The sequence below is a fragment of the Rhodococcus sp. IEGM 1372 genome (assembly GCF_030056835.1).
Classification (GTDB): Bacteria; Actinomycetota; Actinomycetes; order Mycobacteriales; family Mycobacteriaceae; genus Rhodococcoides.
Map to the genome: position 1 here is coordinate 364,380 of NZ_JASHKS010000001.1, position 13,407 is coordinate 377,786.

At 65.3% G+C, this 13,407-nt stretch carries 14 protein-coding genes; 6 read left to right on the top strand and 8 right to left on the bottom strand.

Going from position 1 to position 13,407, the window contains the following annotated elements; all coding sequences use genetic code 11:
• Positions 1-38 precede the first annotated feature (38 nt).
• Entirely contained in the window at positions 39-749 is a 711-nt protein-coding gene (locus QM590_RS01735) for a FadR/GntR family transcriptional regulator (protein ID WP_037189870.1), read from the top strand.
• Here QM590_RS01735 and QM590_RS01740 read toward each other — a convergent pair.
• From QM590_RS01740 to QM590_RS01750, 3 genes are all read right to left on the bottom strand, one after another.
• A complete protein-coding gene (locus QM590_RS01740) occupies positions 739-1,593 on the bottom strand; it encodes a TIGR02569 family protein (protein ID WP_037190242.1) in 855 nt (284 codons plus the stop codon). The two genes, QM590_RS01735 and QM590_RS01740, sit on opposite strands and share 11 nt — an antisense overlap.
• A gap of 60 nt (positions 1,594-1,653) precedes the next feature.
• Positions 1,654-2,820 carry an adenylyltransferase/sulfurtransferase MoeZ gene (gene moeZ / locus QM590_RS01745; protein WP_269593526.1) on the bottom strand — a complete coding sequence of 389 codons (1,167 nt, stop codon included), beginning with the start codon at positions 2,818-2,820 and terminating at the stop codon, positions 1,654-1,656.
• Positions 2,821-2,913: 93 nt separating this feature from the next.
• On the bottom strand, positions 2,914-3,897 hold the full coding sequence (locus QM590_RS01750; protein WP_269593718.1) for a DUF3152 domain-containing protein: 984 nt from the start codon (positions 3,895-3,897) through the stop codon (positions 2,914-2,916).
• Positions 3,898-4,293: 396 nt separating this feature from the next.
• Between QM590_RS01750 and fasR the strand changes: the two genes are divergently transcribed.
• Complete coding sequence (gene fasR, locus QM590_RS01755) at positions 4,294-4,947, top strand: HTH-type transcriptional activator FasR (protein ID WP_068046045.1); 654 nt, start codon at positions 4,294-4,296, stop codon at positions 4,945-4,947.
• 73 nt (positions 4,948-5,020) lie between these two features.
• On the opposite strand, the gene QM590_RS01760 is transcribed toward fasR, so the two are convergent.
• Both QM590_RS01760 and QM590_RS01765 read right to left on the bottom strand, forming a co-directional pair.
• Positions 5,021-5,248: a DUF3107 domain-containing protein gene (locus QM590_RS01760; RefSeq protein WP_269593717.1), complete on the bottom strand. Its 228-nt coding sequence runs from the start codon at positions 5,246-5,248 to the stop codon at positions 5,021-5,023.
• 106 nt (positions 5,249-5,354) lie between these two features.
• Positions 5,355-6,086 (bottom strand): ferritin-like fold-containing protein, encoded by a 732-nt coding sequence (locus tag QM590_RS01765; protein WP_262498296.1) that lies wholly within the window; start codon positions 6,084-6,086, stop codon positions 5,355-5,357.
• Positions 6,087-6,372: 286 nt separating this feature from the next.
• On the opposite strand from QM590_RS01765, the gene QM590_RS01770 reads away from it, so the two are divergent.
• On the top strand, positions 6,373-8,046 hold the full coding sequence (locus tag QM590_RS01770) for a DEAD/DEAH box helicase (protein ID WP_269593716.1): 1,674 nt from the start codon (positions 6,373-6,375) through the stop codon (positions 8,044-8,046).
• 9 nt (positions 8,047-8,055) lie between these two features.
• Positions 8,056-9,300 carry an Rv3212 family protein gene (locus QM590_RS01775; RefSeq protein WP_269593525.1) on the top strand — a complete coding sequence of 415 codons (1,245 nt, stop codon included), beginning with the start codon at positions 8,056-8,058 and terminating at the stop codon, positions 9,298-9,300.
• Positions 9,301-9,321: 21 nt separating this feature from the next.
• Here QM590_RS01775 and QM590_RS01780 read toward each other — a convergent pair whose 3' ends face one another.
• Both QM590_RS01780 and QM590_RS01785 read right to left on the bottom strand, forming a co-directional pair.
• Positions 9,322-10,116 (bottom strand): ParA family protein, encoded by a 795-nt coding sequence (locus tag QM590_RS01780; protein ID WP_269593524.1) that lies wholly within the window; start codon positions 10,114-10,116, stop codon positions 9,322-9,324.
• A gap of 59 nt (positions 10,117-10,175) precedes the next feature.
• A complete protein-coding gene (locus tag QM590_RS01785; RefSeq protein WP_269593523.1) occupies positions 10,176-11,642 on the bottom strand; it encodes a DHA2 family efflux MFS transporter permease subunit in 1,467 nt (488 codons plus the stop codon).
• A 181-nt stretch (positions 11,643-11,823) separates the two neighbouring features.
• Here QM590_RS01785 and QM590_RS01790 point away from each other — a divergent pair, with 181 nt between their 5' ends.
• Positions 11,824-12,465 carry an acid phosphatase gene (locus tag QM590_RS01790; RefSeq protein ID WP_269593522.1) on the top strand — a complete coding sequence of 214 codons (642 nt, stop codon included), beginning with the start codon at positions 11,824-11,826 and terminating at the stop codon, positions 12,463-12,465.
• The gene (locus QM590_RS01795; protein WP_149405465.1) at positions 12,462-12,938 is read left to right on the top strand and encodes a GNAT family N-acetyltransferase; all 477 of its coding nucleotides are present in this window, start codon (positions 12,462-12,464) and stop codon (positions 12,936-12,938) included. Before QM590_RS01790 ends, QM590_RS01795 begins: the two co-directional genes overlap by 4 nt.
• 10 nt (positions 12,939-12,948) lie before the next feature.
• Here QM590_RS01795 and QM590_RS01800 read toward each other — a convergent pair whose 3' ends face one another.
• On the bottom strand, positions 12,949-13,377 hold the full coding sequence (locus tag QM590_RS01800) for a hypothetical protein (RefSeq protein WP_149405464.1): 429 nt from the start codon (positions 13,375-13,377) through the stop codon (positions 12,949-12,951).
• Positions 13,378-13,407: the final 30 nt, after the last annotated feature.

Here is a 13,407-nt window from a genome sequence, read left to right on the forward strand (position 1 = left end):
CTATCGACGCTGCAACGTCCCCGGCATGAGGAGCCCACGTGCGGCAGGTCCAGCGATCGAGCCTGATCTCCCAGGTGACGGCTGCGCTGCGCGAGGAGATCACCTCGCAGCGATGGCCGGTGGGTACCCGCATTCCCACGGAACCCGAACTGTGCGAGATGACCGGCACCGGGCGAAACACCGTGCGTGAAGCAGTGCAGGCACTCGTCCACGCAGGCATGGTCGAACGCAGGCAGGGTTCGGGCACATTCGTCATGACGTGCTCCGACCTGGGCGGAACCTTGGGAAAGTACTTCTCGGACGCTCGGCACCGCGACGTCACCGAGCTACGCGAGACACTGGAAGTCACCGCGGCGGCTCTTGCAGCCGACCGACGCGACGACGACGACATCGTCGCCATGCTGAGCGCACTGGCCGATCGCAATGCGGCGTGGTCCGACGAAACGCCGCTGGCGGATGCCGTTCGGATCGACGCACGCCTGCACCGCGCCATCGTCGCGGCCAGCCACAACGCCATCTATCTGGAGTTCTACGATTCACTGCTGCCGGTGATCCACGACGCCATGCGCCACCATGCCATTGAGCACGACGACGACTACATCGACGAACACACCGCACTCGTGGCGGCGGTCATCGACGGTGACGCCGCCCGCGCGATGCATGCCGCTCGGTCTCTGTTCCACGAACTCTCCGAATCACCGGCTCGCGCAGAGGAACTCCCGGCTCGCGCAGCAGAACTCACAGAATGAGGCGCACCAGATCTGCTGTTCGTGCCAAGCCGGGGAAGGCCTCCGACGTCGAACGTGGGTGAAGCGCGTGCACTGCGAGACGAAAGATCAACGCGCGCAACAACATCTGCGGCCATTCCGGTAGATCGTCCCAGCGGCCGACCAGACCGTCGTCGGCGTCACCCCAGGAGAGGGCGTCCACCACGGCCACCCCGGCAGCCCACGGCGCGGGACGCCAGTACGGGGTGATGTCACTGATTCCGGGGGCATCGCTACCGGAGAACAACACCGTTCCGAACAGATCACCGTGCACCAACTGATCAGGCGACTCGACCGGCTTGCGTAGTGTCGCAAGCTGTTTGACCAATTCCAGGCTGCTCTTGCCATCGCTGGACGACGGCTCGGGTGCGCCTGCACCGCGAGCCGAGCGCAGCGGGACCGCCTCCCATGCAGCTCTGTCGGCAGCAACGAACACGTCCACGTCGGCCCACGGCGCCACGGGCGGCTGAACCAGAAATCGGGGTCGCTCGAGTTGCGCGGTCGCCGCGTGCAACCGCATCGACAACGAGATCACCTCGTCGTGACGGGGCTCCGGTTCACCGGCGACGAACGTGTCCGCGCGCCAGCCCGACACGACGTAACGGCCGTCGGTGGAACGCACCGGTCGTGCGAGACGAACCCCGTCCACGGTCAAGGTCTCGCGCACCTTGGCCGACCACGCAGCGCGGGCATGGTCTGCCACCGGAGACAGCACGACGTCGCCCAGACGCCATCCACCGTCCCAGTCCGCGCCGAGAGGTGCAGGCTCGACATCGCGCAGCCCGAACGTAGAGATCACGTGCTGAGGAGGTTCGACAGAGCTCACGAGCGCCACGCTACCGCCGATCGCGGTGCCACTGCGAACGACGCGCACACACGGACCGCATCAGTACATGGGCAGACCGGGATCGATCTGCTTGGCCCACTCCACTATTCCGCCGTGCAGATGGGCGGCGTCCGAGAAACCGGCTGCCACGAGGGCGGAGAGCACCTCGGCGGACCTGATGCCGGTTTTGCAGTAGAGCACGATGGGGATGTGCTGCGGTAGATCCGACATCGCCGCCCCCGACAGGATTCGACCCTTGGGAATCGAGCGCGCACAGTCGATGCGGACGATGTCCCACTCCACCGGCTCACGCACGTCGATGAGGGCGATCTCGCGACCGGACTGCATCATTGCGTGCAGCTCCGCCGGAGTGATCGATTCGCCGGTGGAGTCGGCGGCCGGCACCACTCCGCAGAATGCCTCGTAATCGATCAGCTCGGTGATCGGCGTGCGGGACGGGTCACGAGTCAGACCGACGGTTCGATAGCTCATCGCCAGTGCGTCGTAGATCATCAACCGACCCAGCAACGTCTCGCCGATTCCGGTGATCAGCTTGATCGCCTCGGTGACCATGATCGACCCGATCGACGCGCACAGCACCCCCAGCACCCCACCCTCTGCACACGAGGGCACCATGCCGGGCGGTGGAGCCTCGGGGTACAGGTCGCGATAATTGATACCTGCGTCGCCGGGGGCTCGATCCCAGAACACCGACACCTGCCCCTCGAACCGGTAGATCGAACCCCATACATAAGGGATTCCGACCAGCGCGGCCGCGTCGTTGACGAGGTATCGGGTGGCGAAGTTGTCGGTCCCGTCGAGCACGAGATCGTACTGCCGAAAGAGCTCGAGCGCGTTCGACGAGTCGAGTCGAACACGGTGCAGCGTCACCTCGACGCCGTCGTTGAGTTCGAGAATCGAGTCTCTCGCGCTGTCGGCCTTCGGGCGACCCACGTCGGACCGGCCGTGGATGATCTGCCGTTGCAGGTTCGAGAGTTCGACGTCGTCGAATTCCACGATGCCCAGAGTCCCGACACCGGCGGCCGCGAGGTACAGCAGTGCGGGTGAGCCCAGTCCCCCGGCACCGACGACGAGCACGCGGGCGTTGCGCAGTCGCTTCTGACCGTCGGTTCCCACACTGGGAATGATCAGGTGCCGGCTGTACCGGGCGACGTCCTCGGGCGACAGTTCGCCTGCGGGTTCGACCAGCGGGGGTAGGTGGACCACGACGCAGCGACGCTCCTCGACTCGACACGGCGGCCGGTGACCCGGCGCGACACGTTCGAATCTAATCCCCCGGCCTGTCGGAAACCCAGCCGATCAGCCTCGCGGGTAGGGCCACGGATTGAATCGGCAGGTCTTGCCGTCCATCGGAACGACGCCCGCTGGGTCCAGTCGCGCGATGTCGTCGTTGTTCGTTCCGAATGTCTGCTGCATCATCACCGGAGCGAGCCCACCGTCGGTCTCACACGGTTGGTGCTGCTGGTAGCCGATCGCGTGGCCGACCTCGTGATTGATCTGGTACTGGCGGTACGAGCCGATGTCGCCCTGGAACGAGATCGCCCCACGCACCCACCTCGGCTCGTTGAGCACCACTCGCTCGATGCCGGGGTTGTAGCAGGAGACCTCGAGTTGAATGTCGTAACCGCAGGCCTGCCGGATCGACATCTGCGACGTCAGCGAGATCCTGAAGTCGGGATCGCCCTGATCGATGCGACGGAATCCGAACCGTGTATCGTTGGTCCAACTCTTGGGGTTGGCAAGGGTCTGATCCACCAATCGGCCGAACGACTCGTCGCCGCCGAACCCGACCGTGTCCACGCCGTCCTCGACCTCGACCGTGTAGGTGAACACCCGCTCGGTCCCCTGCCCCACCTGGTCCGTTGTCCCCGGCACGGTGTGCCACGTTCCGGTCCCCTCCACCGCGAACGGACCACCGTCGGGCAGTTCACCCGACGATATCGACGCTGCGAAGTTACCGTCGGCCTGCGGCGGAACGCCGATGATTCCGGTGCCCGACGTCGTATCCGAACTCAAGGTGCCGAATCCAGGATCGGCGTTGGTCGACTGCGCTGCGGTGCCGGTGACGGGGTCACCGGTCCGCACGGCATCGAATACGACGAGCGCGGTCACCACGATCAGAATCGGCACCGCGTACGCCCGCCAGCCGTACGTGGACGCGAACTTTCCGAGCTTGCTCTGCTTCCTGATGTCGCGATCCGGTCGACGACTGCGCAGCTTGACCTCGCGTTGCGTCGGATCCCACTGCGCGCGGAGCGGTTGATGCGATCCGCGACTGCCCACACTGCGTGGGAAATCGTCCGCGCGATCGTCGTAACCGTCGTCGACGCCGTCCGACTGCACACCACCGCCGGTACGCGGCCCGCCTCGGTCAGTCACTCGAACACGATCTCACAATCCTCACCGCCCGCTGCTCGGCACGCCGATACCGGGAATGGAACTATCGGGTTTTCGGTACGAAAACATCGTACGAACAAACCGCTCGACATGTTCCGGTATCGCCCACTTTCCGCAACGGTCCCCCAGGATCCCGTGGGTGCCGGCCGCCACGAGTATCGTTGCCCGTGATCTGCGCTACGAGCGGTCCGAACCGACGGCCACCCGCCGGAAGTTCATGCCGGACCGTTCGTTGTCGAACCAAGACGAGCGCAGCTGTCGACGCGGATGGGAACATAATTGATGACAGATCTCGACGACCGGAGGTCTTCGGACCGGCCGGCCACCACCGGCAATCGGCGCGGCGCACGGCTGCCTCGCGATGCCCGTCGGGCGCAACTGCTCGCTGCGGCGAGTGAGATATTCGTGACCCGTGGGTACCACGCATCCGGAATGGACGAGATCGCCGAATGCGCGGGCGTCAGCAAGCCGGTCCTGTATCAACACTTTCCCGGAAAACTCGAGCTGTACCTGGCGGTGCTGCAGAGTTACGTCGACACCCTGATCGCAGGAGTACGCCAGGCTCTGCGCTCGACCACGGACAACAAGCAACGAGTTCGTGCTGCGGTGCTGGCGTTCTACGACTTCGTCGACACCGACACACAGGGATTCCGCCTGGTCTTCGAATCCGATCTGATGGGCGACCCGCAGGTCAATGCACGCGTCGAGCAGGCAACCGAAGCGTGCGTCGATGCCGTCTTCGACCTCGTTGCCCACGATTCCGGACTCGATCCCTATCGAGCTCGCGTACTGGCCGTAGGCCTGGTCGGTGCCAGTCAGTTCACCGCCCGGTACTGGCTCGAAGCCGACCGGCCGATCTCGAAGGAAGACGCCGTCGACACCACGGTCTCGCTGGCCTGGGGCGGTCTGTCGCACGTTCCCCTGCAGGCACCGTAGCCTCGCAACCCGCAAACTCGACACGCCCCTCACTCGATGCGAGTGAGGGGCGTGTTCTGCGTTCCGAGCAGTCTCAGGCGGTCGCGAATCCGACCTTCCGAGAATCGGACGGACCGATCTCGACGTACGACACCTTGGAAGCCTGAATCAAGAACTTGCGTCCCTTCTCGTCCTCCAACGTCAGCACTCCGTCCTTACCGGCGAAGGCGGTCGATACGAGCGCTTCGACCTCGGCCGGGGACTGCGTGCTGTTCACGACGAGCTCACGGGAACTCTCCGAAACACCGATCTTGACCTCCACGGTCAACCTCCGAACTCTCGACAACTCTGCTCACGCCAGGCTAGTGCAGCGGCGTCGAGCCAGACGCCCGACGCCCTGTGCTGTCAGCGAACACAGTCCTGTGCGGTCAGTCGAGGCCGAGTGAAGACATCCGTTCCGCGTGTTGTTCCTGCATGCGATCGAACAGTGCGACGACACCGTTGAGGTCTCCCGATGCGGTGATGACGAGATCGGTCAGCGACTCACGGCGAGCGAGCACGAACTGCGCCTGGGTGATGGCCTCACCGAGCAGACGACGACCCCACAGCATCAATCGCGCCTTCTCCTGCGAGCTCGCACGAACCCGATCGGACACCTCGTGCACCACGAATTCCGAGTGCCCGGTCTCGGCCAGCACGTCGCGGACGATCTCGGCCACGTCGGGGGCGAGACTGTGCGCGATCTGCCGGTAGAAATCGGCCGCGATGCCGTCACCCACGTACGCCTTGACCAACGACTCCAACCACGTCGACGGCGTCGTCGACTCGTGGTACTCGTCCAGGGCGCGAACGAACGGGTCCATCGAGGCGTAGACGTCGAGACCACGATCGGACAAGGCTCTCTGCAACGTCTCGAAGTGACTCATCTCCGCAGCCGCCATGCTCGCGAGCGCGACGCGACCCTCCATCGACGGAGCCATTCGAGCGTCGTCCGCCAGGCGATAGAACGCGGAGATCTCGCCGTACGCGAGCACCGCGAACAGATCCGGAATACCGGGGTGATCGTGCGCGATCGCCGGCTCGACTCGATCCGACTCGGGCGACTCGACGACAGTGGTGGGTGAAACTGCGGACGACGGCTCCGACGAATGGGCTCCCATGGCTGGCAATCGTAGTCCGGTGCCCGACGCCTCGTCGCGGCGCGCGCTGGACCTACCGTGACCTGCCGACAATGGAGAATTCCGTTCGGCAAGCTACCATGGTGCTCGATCGTCACTCGCGGACCGATGAAACGGACCGAAGAAGCACGCGACGGTCATCGATAATGTGTGCGCACCTGATCCGGGTCGCCTCGACAGCTTCGCCGCAGCGAACATCGCAGTTCGCGGCCGCGCTGAGGCTGACGGCGACATCACATCGGATCGAGGGCATCGACTTCGGCCGGCAATAGGCCTATGCCCTTCCTCGTGCGCACGTTCGACCACGAGGAAGGCCAGTCCCCTGAGCAAGATAGTCATCGACCAAGAATCCGACACCGGCGACACCACGCTGTCGGCGCAGCTGGACGACACGCACGTACCCCCCACGTTCGCCGAACTGAACGTTGACCCCACCATCGTTCGCGCGCTCTCCGAGATGGGAATCGAGCGCACGTTCGCCATCCAGGAGTTGACGCTGCCGCTCGCCATCGCGGGCGACGACCTCATCGGTCAGGCACGCACCGGAATGGGCAAGACGTTCGGCTTCGGGGTGCCCCTGCTGCACCGACTCGCCACGGACAACTCCGGTACCTCCCCGCTCGACGGCACTCCCCGCGCCCTGGTAATCGTGCCGACCCGTGAACTGTGCGTTCAGGTCAGCTCCGACCTCGAGAACGCATCCAAGTACCTCAGCGGCGCGAACGGCCCCGTCAAGGTGCTCTCCATCTACGGTGGCCGTCCGTACGAGGCGCAGATCAGCGCGTTGCAGAACGGCGTCGACGTCGTCGTCGGCACCCCGGGTCGACTGCTCGACCTCGCCAAGCAGAACCACCTGATCCTCGGCAAAGTCGGAGTCCTGGTCCTCGACGAGGCCGACGAGATGCTCGACCTCGGGTTCCTCCCCGACATCGAACGCATCCTCGGCATGGTTCCCGACAAGCGTCAGACGATGCTGTTCTCGGCGACGATGCCCGGCCCCATCATCACTCTGGCCCGGACGTTCCTGACTCAGCCGACGCACATCCGCGCCGAAGAGGCCGAGTCCTCGGCCGTCCACGACCGCACCGCCCAGCACGTCTACCGGGCCCACGCCCTCGACAAGGTCGAGATGGTCGCCAAGGTTCTCAAGGCCGAGGGTCGCGGCGCGACCATGGTGTTCACCCGCACCAAGCGCACCGCCCAGAAGGTCGCCGACGAGCTGGCCGAGCGCGGATACTCGGTCGGTGCCGTGCACGGTGACCTCGGCCAGGTCCAGCGCGAAAAAGCCCTCAAGTCGTTCCGGACGGGCAAGATCGACGTTCTGGTGGCGACCGACGTCGCAGCCCGCGGTATCGACATCGACGACGTCACCCACGTCATCAACTACCAGTGCCCCGAGGACGAGAAGACCTACGTGCACCGCATCGGCCGCACCGGCCGTGCAGGGCGCACCGGCATCGCGGTCACCTTGGTCGACTGGGACGACATCCCCCGTTGGCAGCTGATCGACAAGGCGCTCGATCTCGGCATGCCGGATCCGGTCGAGACCTATTCGAGCTCGCCGCACCTGTTCACCGACCTCGGTATCGCCACCGACGCCACCGGCACGGTACGCAAGGCACCCTCGCGCGCCCCGGAGAAGGCGGACGACGGCGAGGCGACGGCAGCACCTGCGGCCGACGCGTCTTCGGCTACCAAGCCGCGCCGCTCACGCAGTCGGCGTCGCACCCGCGCAGGGCAGGACGGCGACAACACCGCCGCAACCAGCGTTGCGCAGAACGATTCCGCACCGGCAACGAAATCGGTTGCCGAACAGTCGGATACGTCCGATGCGGCGTCCGCGGACACGGTCACCAAGACTGCGCCGCGCCGCCGCAGGCGTCGTCGCCCCAGTGGATCGTCCGCCGACGCCGGACCCTCGACTGCGAGCGCGTCGGAGTAATCTCCCGCCGTGCTGGCTCCAGAACGAAGGACGAGAACCGACCTCCTCGTCGCCGCCGTCATCGCGGTGGTGGTAGTGGTTGCCGCGAGCATCGCCTGGTTCACCGGTGATGCTCGCGGAACCACATCGATCCCGGCCGAGGAGCCGCTGCCTCAGGCCGAGCCCGCGCTCGCGGTGCCCACTGCGCTCACCGAACTGTGGCGTGCGCCGAGTGCAGCGACGGATTCGACGCGAACCCCGCTCCCTGTCGTCACCGGATCCACGGTGGTGACGGCGGACGGGGGCTCCGTCCTCGGCCGCGATCCTCGGTCAGGAGAGCAATCCTGGTCGTACTCGAGAGATCTCCCGCTCTGCTCGGTGGTCTCGTCGTGGAACACCGCGGTCGCGGTCTACCGCGACGACCGCGGTTGCTCTCAGGTGACGGAACTCGACGCGCCGACCGGAGAGCGCAAGGCACAGCGCACTTCCGACGCCGACGATGCGGTCCGCCTGTCCTCCGATGGCACCTACGTGACGTCGAGGGGCGACACTCGCATGGAGCTGTGGCGGTCGGACATGGTGCGCACCCTCGAATACGGTCGAGTCGATGCCCCGGTCAATCCGGGTAGTCAGCCGCGAACCGGGTGCACGCTGCTGTCCTCGGCGTCGACGAACTCGCGGACGGCTGTGCTCGAACAGTGCCCGGGAGAGACCGCTGCCCGATTGTCGCTGATGAATCCTGCACCCAAGGACGCCGGTAAACCTGAGGAGTACGGGTCGACGGTGGTACCTGAACTCGTTCCCCGATCCGACGCACCCACTGCCGGGCAGATCATCGCGATCACGGGCAACGTTGTCGCGCTGCACATTCCAGCGGAGAACGGCGCGCCCGACCGGGTAGGACTCTACGACGACGCGGCCGCGAAACTGTCCGAATTCACTCTCCCGGCCGGCTCCTCCCCTACCCCGGATCTTCCTGCGACGAAGGCAGGTTCGGCTCTCACCTGGTTCACCGGCACGGGGGTCCAGGCGTTCGATTCCAACAACCTGAGCCCTCTCTGGACCGTCCCCGGAGCCCTCGGAAGTGGAGCGGTCATGGCAGGCCGACTCCTGTTACCGGTGCCCGACGGCATCTCGGTGGTCGATCTCTCCACGGGTGTCTCGACGGCCGACATTCCGGTCGACCGAGGCGATTACGACGGCCCGATACAGATGTCGGTGATCGGTGATGTGGTCGTCGAGCAACGCGGTTCCGACGTGGTCGCTCTCGGCTGACCCGCCGGCACGGGCTTCGTTCTACTCCGCCGGATCGTAGGTCTTCAGATCGGCTTTACCGTCCCAGTACGCCAGCAGATTCTCGGCGAGTTCTCGATAAGCCTGTGCGCCCTTGTTCTTTCGTCCCGAGAGTACCGTCGCGCCCGAGGCACTGGCCTCGGCGAAGCGTACGGTCCGCGGAATCGGCGGTGCGAGAACCGGCAACGAGTAGCGGTCCGAGACGTCGCCGAGCACATCCCTGCTGTGCGTGGTGCGGGCGTCGAACAGTGTGGGAAGGGCACCGAGCAGCGTCAGATCGGGGTTGGTGATCTGCTGCACCTCGGACACCGTTCGCAACAACTGCCCGACCCCGCGATGAGCGAGGGTCTCGCACTGCAGGGGCACGAGCACCGACTGTGCGGCAGTGAGGCCGTTGAGGGTCAGCACCCCCAACGACGGCGGACAATCGATGACGACGACATCGAAGTCCTCGAGGATCGGCGCGAGTGCTCGCTTGAGCGCGAACTCGCGACCCGCGCGCATCAGCAGCAGGGCTTCCGCACCTGCGAGATCGATCGTCGCCGGAAGCAGAACGATTCCTTCCGCAGTCTCGATCAGCACGTCCTCGACCTTCGCATCCCCGGTCAGCACCTCGTGCACCGAGGAATCGAGCTTGTCGGGATTGTGTCCGAGGGAGAACGTCAGACAGCCCTGCGGGTCGAGGTCGACCACCAGGACTCGTCGATCGAGAGCATGCAGCGCAGCCGCGAGCGAAGCCACCGTGGTGGTCTTGGCGACGCCGCCCTTCTGATTCGCAACCGCGAGAATTGTCGTCACGGCCCTGATCCTTGCTTACATCGAGCCGATGAGCGAGGGTTCGGCATCTCTCGGGCGCGTCAATGCAGCGAGATCGGTGCCGTGGACCGCTCGGTGACGTGCTTCGTCCGGGGCAGGAAGAAGGCGGGAACGAACGTGACGACGATCAGAACCAACGCGACCATGAAGGTGGTCCCGAAGGCCCTGGCCGAGATGTCGAAGGCCTCGACCTGGCTGGTTGCGGTCAGTGCGGGCTTCTGTTGAGCGGTCAGCACCACCGACATCAGTGCGGTACCTATCGACCCGGCCGCTTGCTGGACGATGTTCATCAACGTCGAGCCGCGCGCAACCGTCTCGTCGGTCAACGTCTGCAGCGCAGCCGTCATGATCGGCATCATCGTCGAACCGAGTCCGAGTCCCATGACGAACAGTGCACCGATGAGCACGGTGTACGAGGTGTCGGTGCCGACCCGAGTGAACACCGCCATCCCTGCGGTGATGAGCACCATCCCCACCAGCACGATCCTGCCGGGACCGAACTTGTCGGCGATCACTCCGGCGATCGGCATCGCGAGCATCGCGCCGATGCCCTGTGGTGCGAGCAGCAGCCCGGCAGTCAACGTCGTTTCTCCACGAAGCAGGAAATAGCTCGGGAACAGCAGACCCGCGCCCATGAAGGCGACCATGAATAGCGTCGTGGTGATCACGGCCACGGTGAGCGACCTGTTCCGGAACAGCCGTAGATCGATCAGGGGATGCTGCACGCGCAGTGCATGGAACACGAACAAGACGATCAACACGAGCCCGACGATGACCGGGACCAGCACCTTCACCGCGAGAACGGTTTCGGTTTCGACGACCGAGGACGCGCCGTAGAGAAACAGTGCGAGGCCGGGCGAGAGCATCAGCATGCCGCGGAAATCGAAGGACTCGGACGGAGTCGGGTTGTCCTTGGGGAAGATCAGCACGGCCGCGATCAGAGCGAGGATGCCGATCGGCAGATTGATGAGGAAGATCCAGTGCCAACTCGCCGCCTCGATCAGCCAGCCTCCGAGGATCGGCCCCGCGATGGGCCCGATGAGCATCGGGACACCGAGCACGGCCATCACGCGCCCGATCCGCTCCGGGCCTGCGGCGCGCGTCATGATCGTCATGCCCAGTGGCATCAGCATGCCTCCGCCGAGGCCCTGCAGCACTCGGAAGACGATGAGCGAGGTGATGTCCCACGCGAAGCTGCACAGCACCGAACCGAGGACGAACAGCACCAGCGCCGTGATGTAGAGGCGCTTGGTTCCGAACCGATCGGCAGCCCACCCCGTCAGCGGTATGACGGTGGCCAGGGCAAGCGTGTAGCCCGTCATCGTCCACGCGGCATTGGCGTAAGTGGTCTCGAAGACGTCGGTGAAGGTCCGGAGCGCGACGCTGACGACGGTGACGTCGAGTATCGACATGATGGCCCCGAGCACGACGACCCCGGCGATCTTCAGCAACGCGCCGTCGAGCTTCTCCGGAGAATCGGGCGACGCGGGCTTCTGTAGGTCGGTCATGGTTCTCCAAGTCGATGAGAAGGAGCTGTGCGGCAAGACGGACAGAGCTGCGTCGCCCATGGCAGTGACGATTCGGAACGAGAGTAACCGGCCGGTAGGTCTGTACTCAATCGACAAATCGGACTCATCCGCAGGTCGACTATGACAAGGGCCACATCGCGAGGGCAGGCATGATCGTTCCATGACCACACACGGCGGCCTCGAGGCAGGCAGAGTCGTTCTACTCCGGCACGGCGAGACCGAATGGGCGCTTGCCGGCAAGCACACCGGTAACACCGATGTCCCCCTCACCAGCGTCGGCGAGCAACAGGCCGTCGAGGCCGGATCGCTGCTCCGATTACTGAACCTGCGCGATCCTCTGGTGATCACGAGCCCGCGAGAGCGCGCACGTCGAACCGCCGAGCTCGCAGGCCTGGAGGTCGATCGGACGTGGGATGCGTTGTCGGAGTGGGACTACGGAGACTACGAAGGCATCACGTCGACGCAGATCCACGAAACTGTGCCGCACTGGACCGTCTGGACGCATCCGTGTCCTGGTGGTGAGTCCATCGGTGACATCGCCGTGCGCGTCGACATGGTGCTCTCGGTCGTCCTGCCGCTGTTGAGCGGCCGCGACGTCGTGTTGGTCGGTCACGGCCACTTCTCGCGCGCACTCATCGCCGGCTGGACAGAGGCCCCCATCACCGAGGGCAAACGCTTCGCCCTCTCGCCCGCCGCGTACTCGTTGCTCGGCTTCGAGCATTCGTTCCGCCAGCTCGTCGCACACAACGTGCACCCGTCGATCCTCACCGCCGCCACGGCACCGAAAGGAAACCCAGGATGATTCGCCGCGCCACCGAGGCCGATGTTCCCGCCGTCACCGCTCTCGTGCACGAACTCGCCGCATACGAGAAGTCGTCCTCGCTGTGCACCGTTCGAGACGAGCAGCTTCGCTCCGCTCTGTTCGGAGCGCAGCCGTCGGTGTTCGCGCACGTCGCCGAGCACGAGGGGACGGTGGTGGGGTGCGCGCTGTGGTTCTTGAACTTCTCCACGTGGGACGGAGTCAACGGAATCTATCTGGAGGATCTCTACGTGCAACCCGCCGCGCGGGGAGAAGGCTTCGGAACTGCACTGCTTGCCGCGTTGGCCGCCGAATGCGTCGATCGGCAGTACACGCGGTTGGCCTGGTCGGTTCTGGACTGGAACACCCCGTCGATCGGCTTCTACCGATCGCTCGGGGCAGAGCCACAGGACGAGTGGACCACGTTCCGCCTGACCGAGGATGCATTGGTCGAGTTGGCCATCCAGGCGCGTTGAAGCGACTACGTCATCGGAAGTCGTCGTCGACGTCGCTGTATTCGGCGGCCATCCACCGAGAGGACGGCGGGCTGAACAGCAAGACGAGCACGCCGACGACCACGACTCCGAGGGCGACGCCGTAGACGGTCTGGTGCGATCCGGTCAACAGCGACCACACGACGGGCAGCAGCAACAGCTGTACGACCGTGGCGATGGATCGTCCCCAGCGTTTTCCGAGGACCAGGGCAACGCCTGCCGCGCCGACTCCGATGCCCAGGACACCGAACCACCCGGCGGTGCCGTACCCGTTGGCCACTGCGTTCTCTCCCTCTCCGGAGAATGCTCGGACGAGTAGGACGATCGCGGCCACCAACGACGCCACGCCCTGCGCCGCGACGAGCGCCCCGGCGGATCGAAACGTGGCCGGCGGGGTCAGGTTCTCGGGTGAGGTGGACACGCGACCAGCCTAGGCAACCGGGAGTGGAGC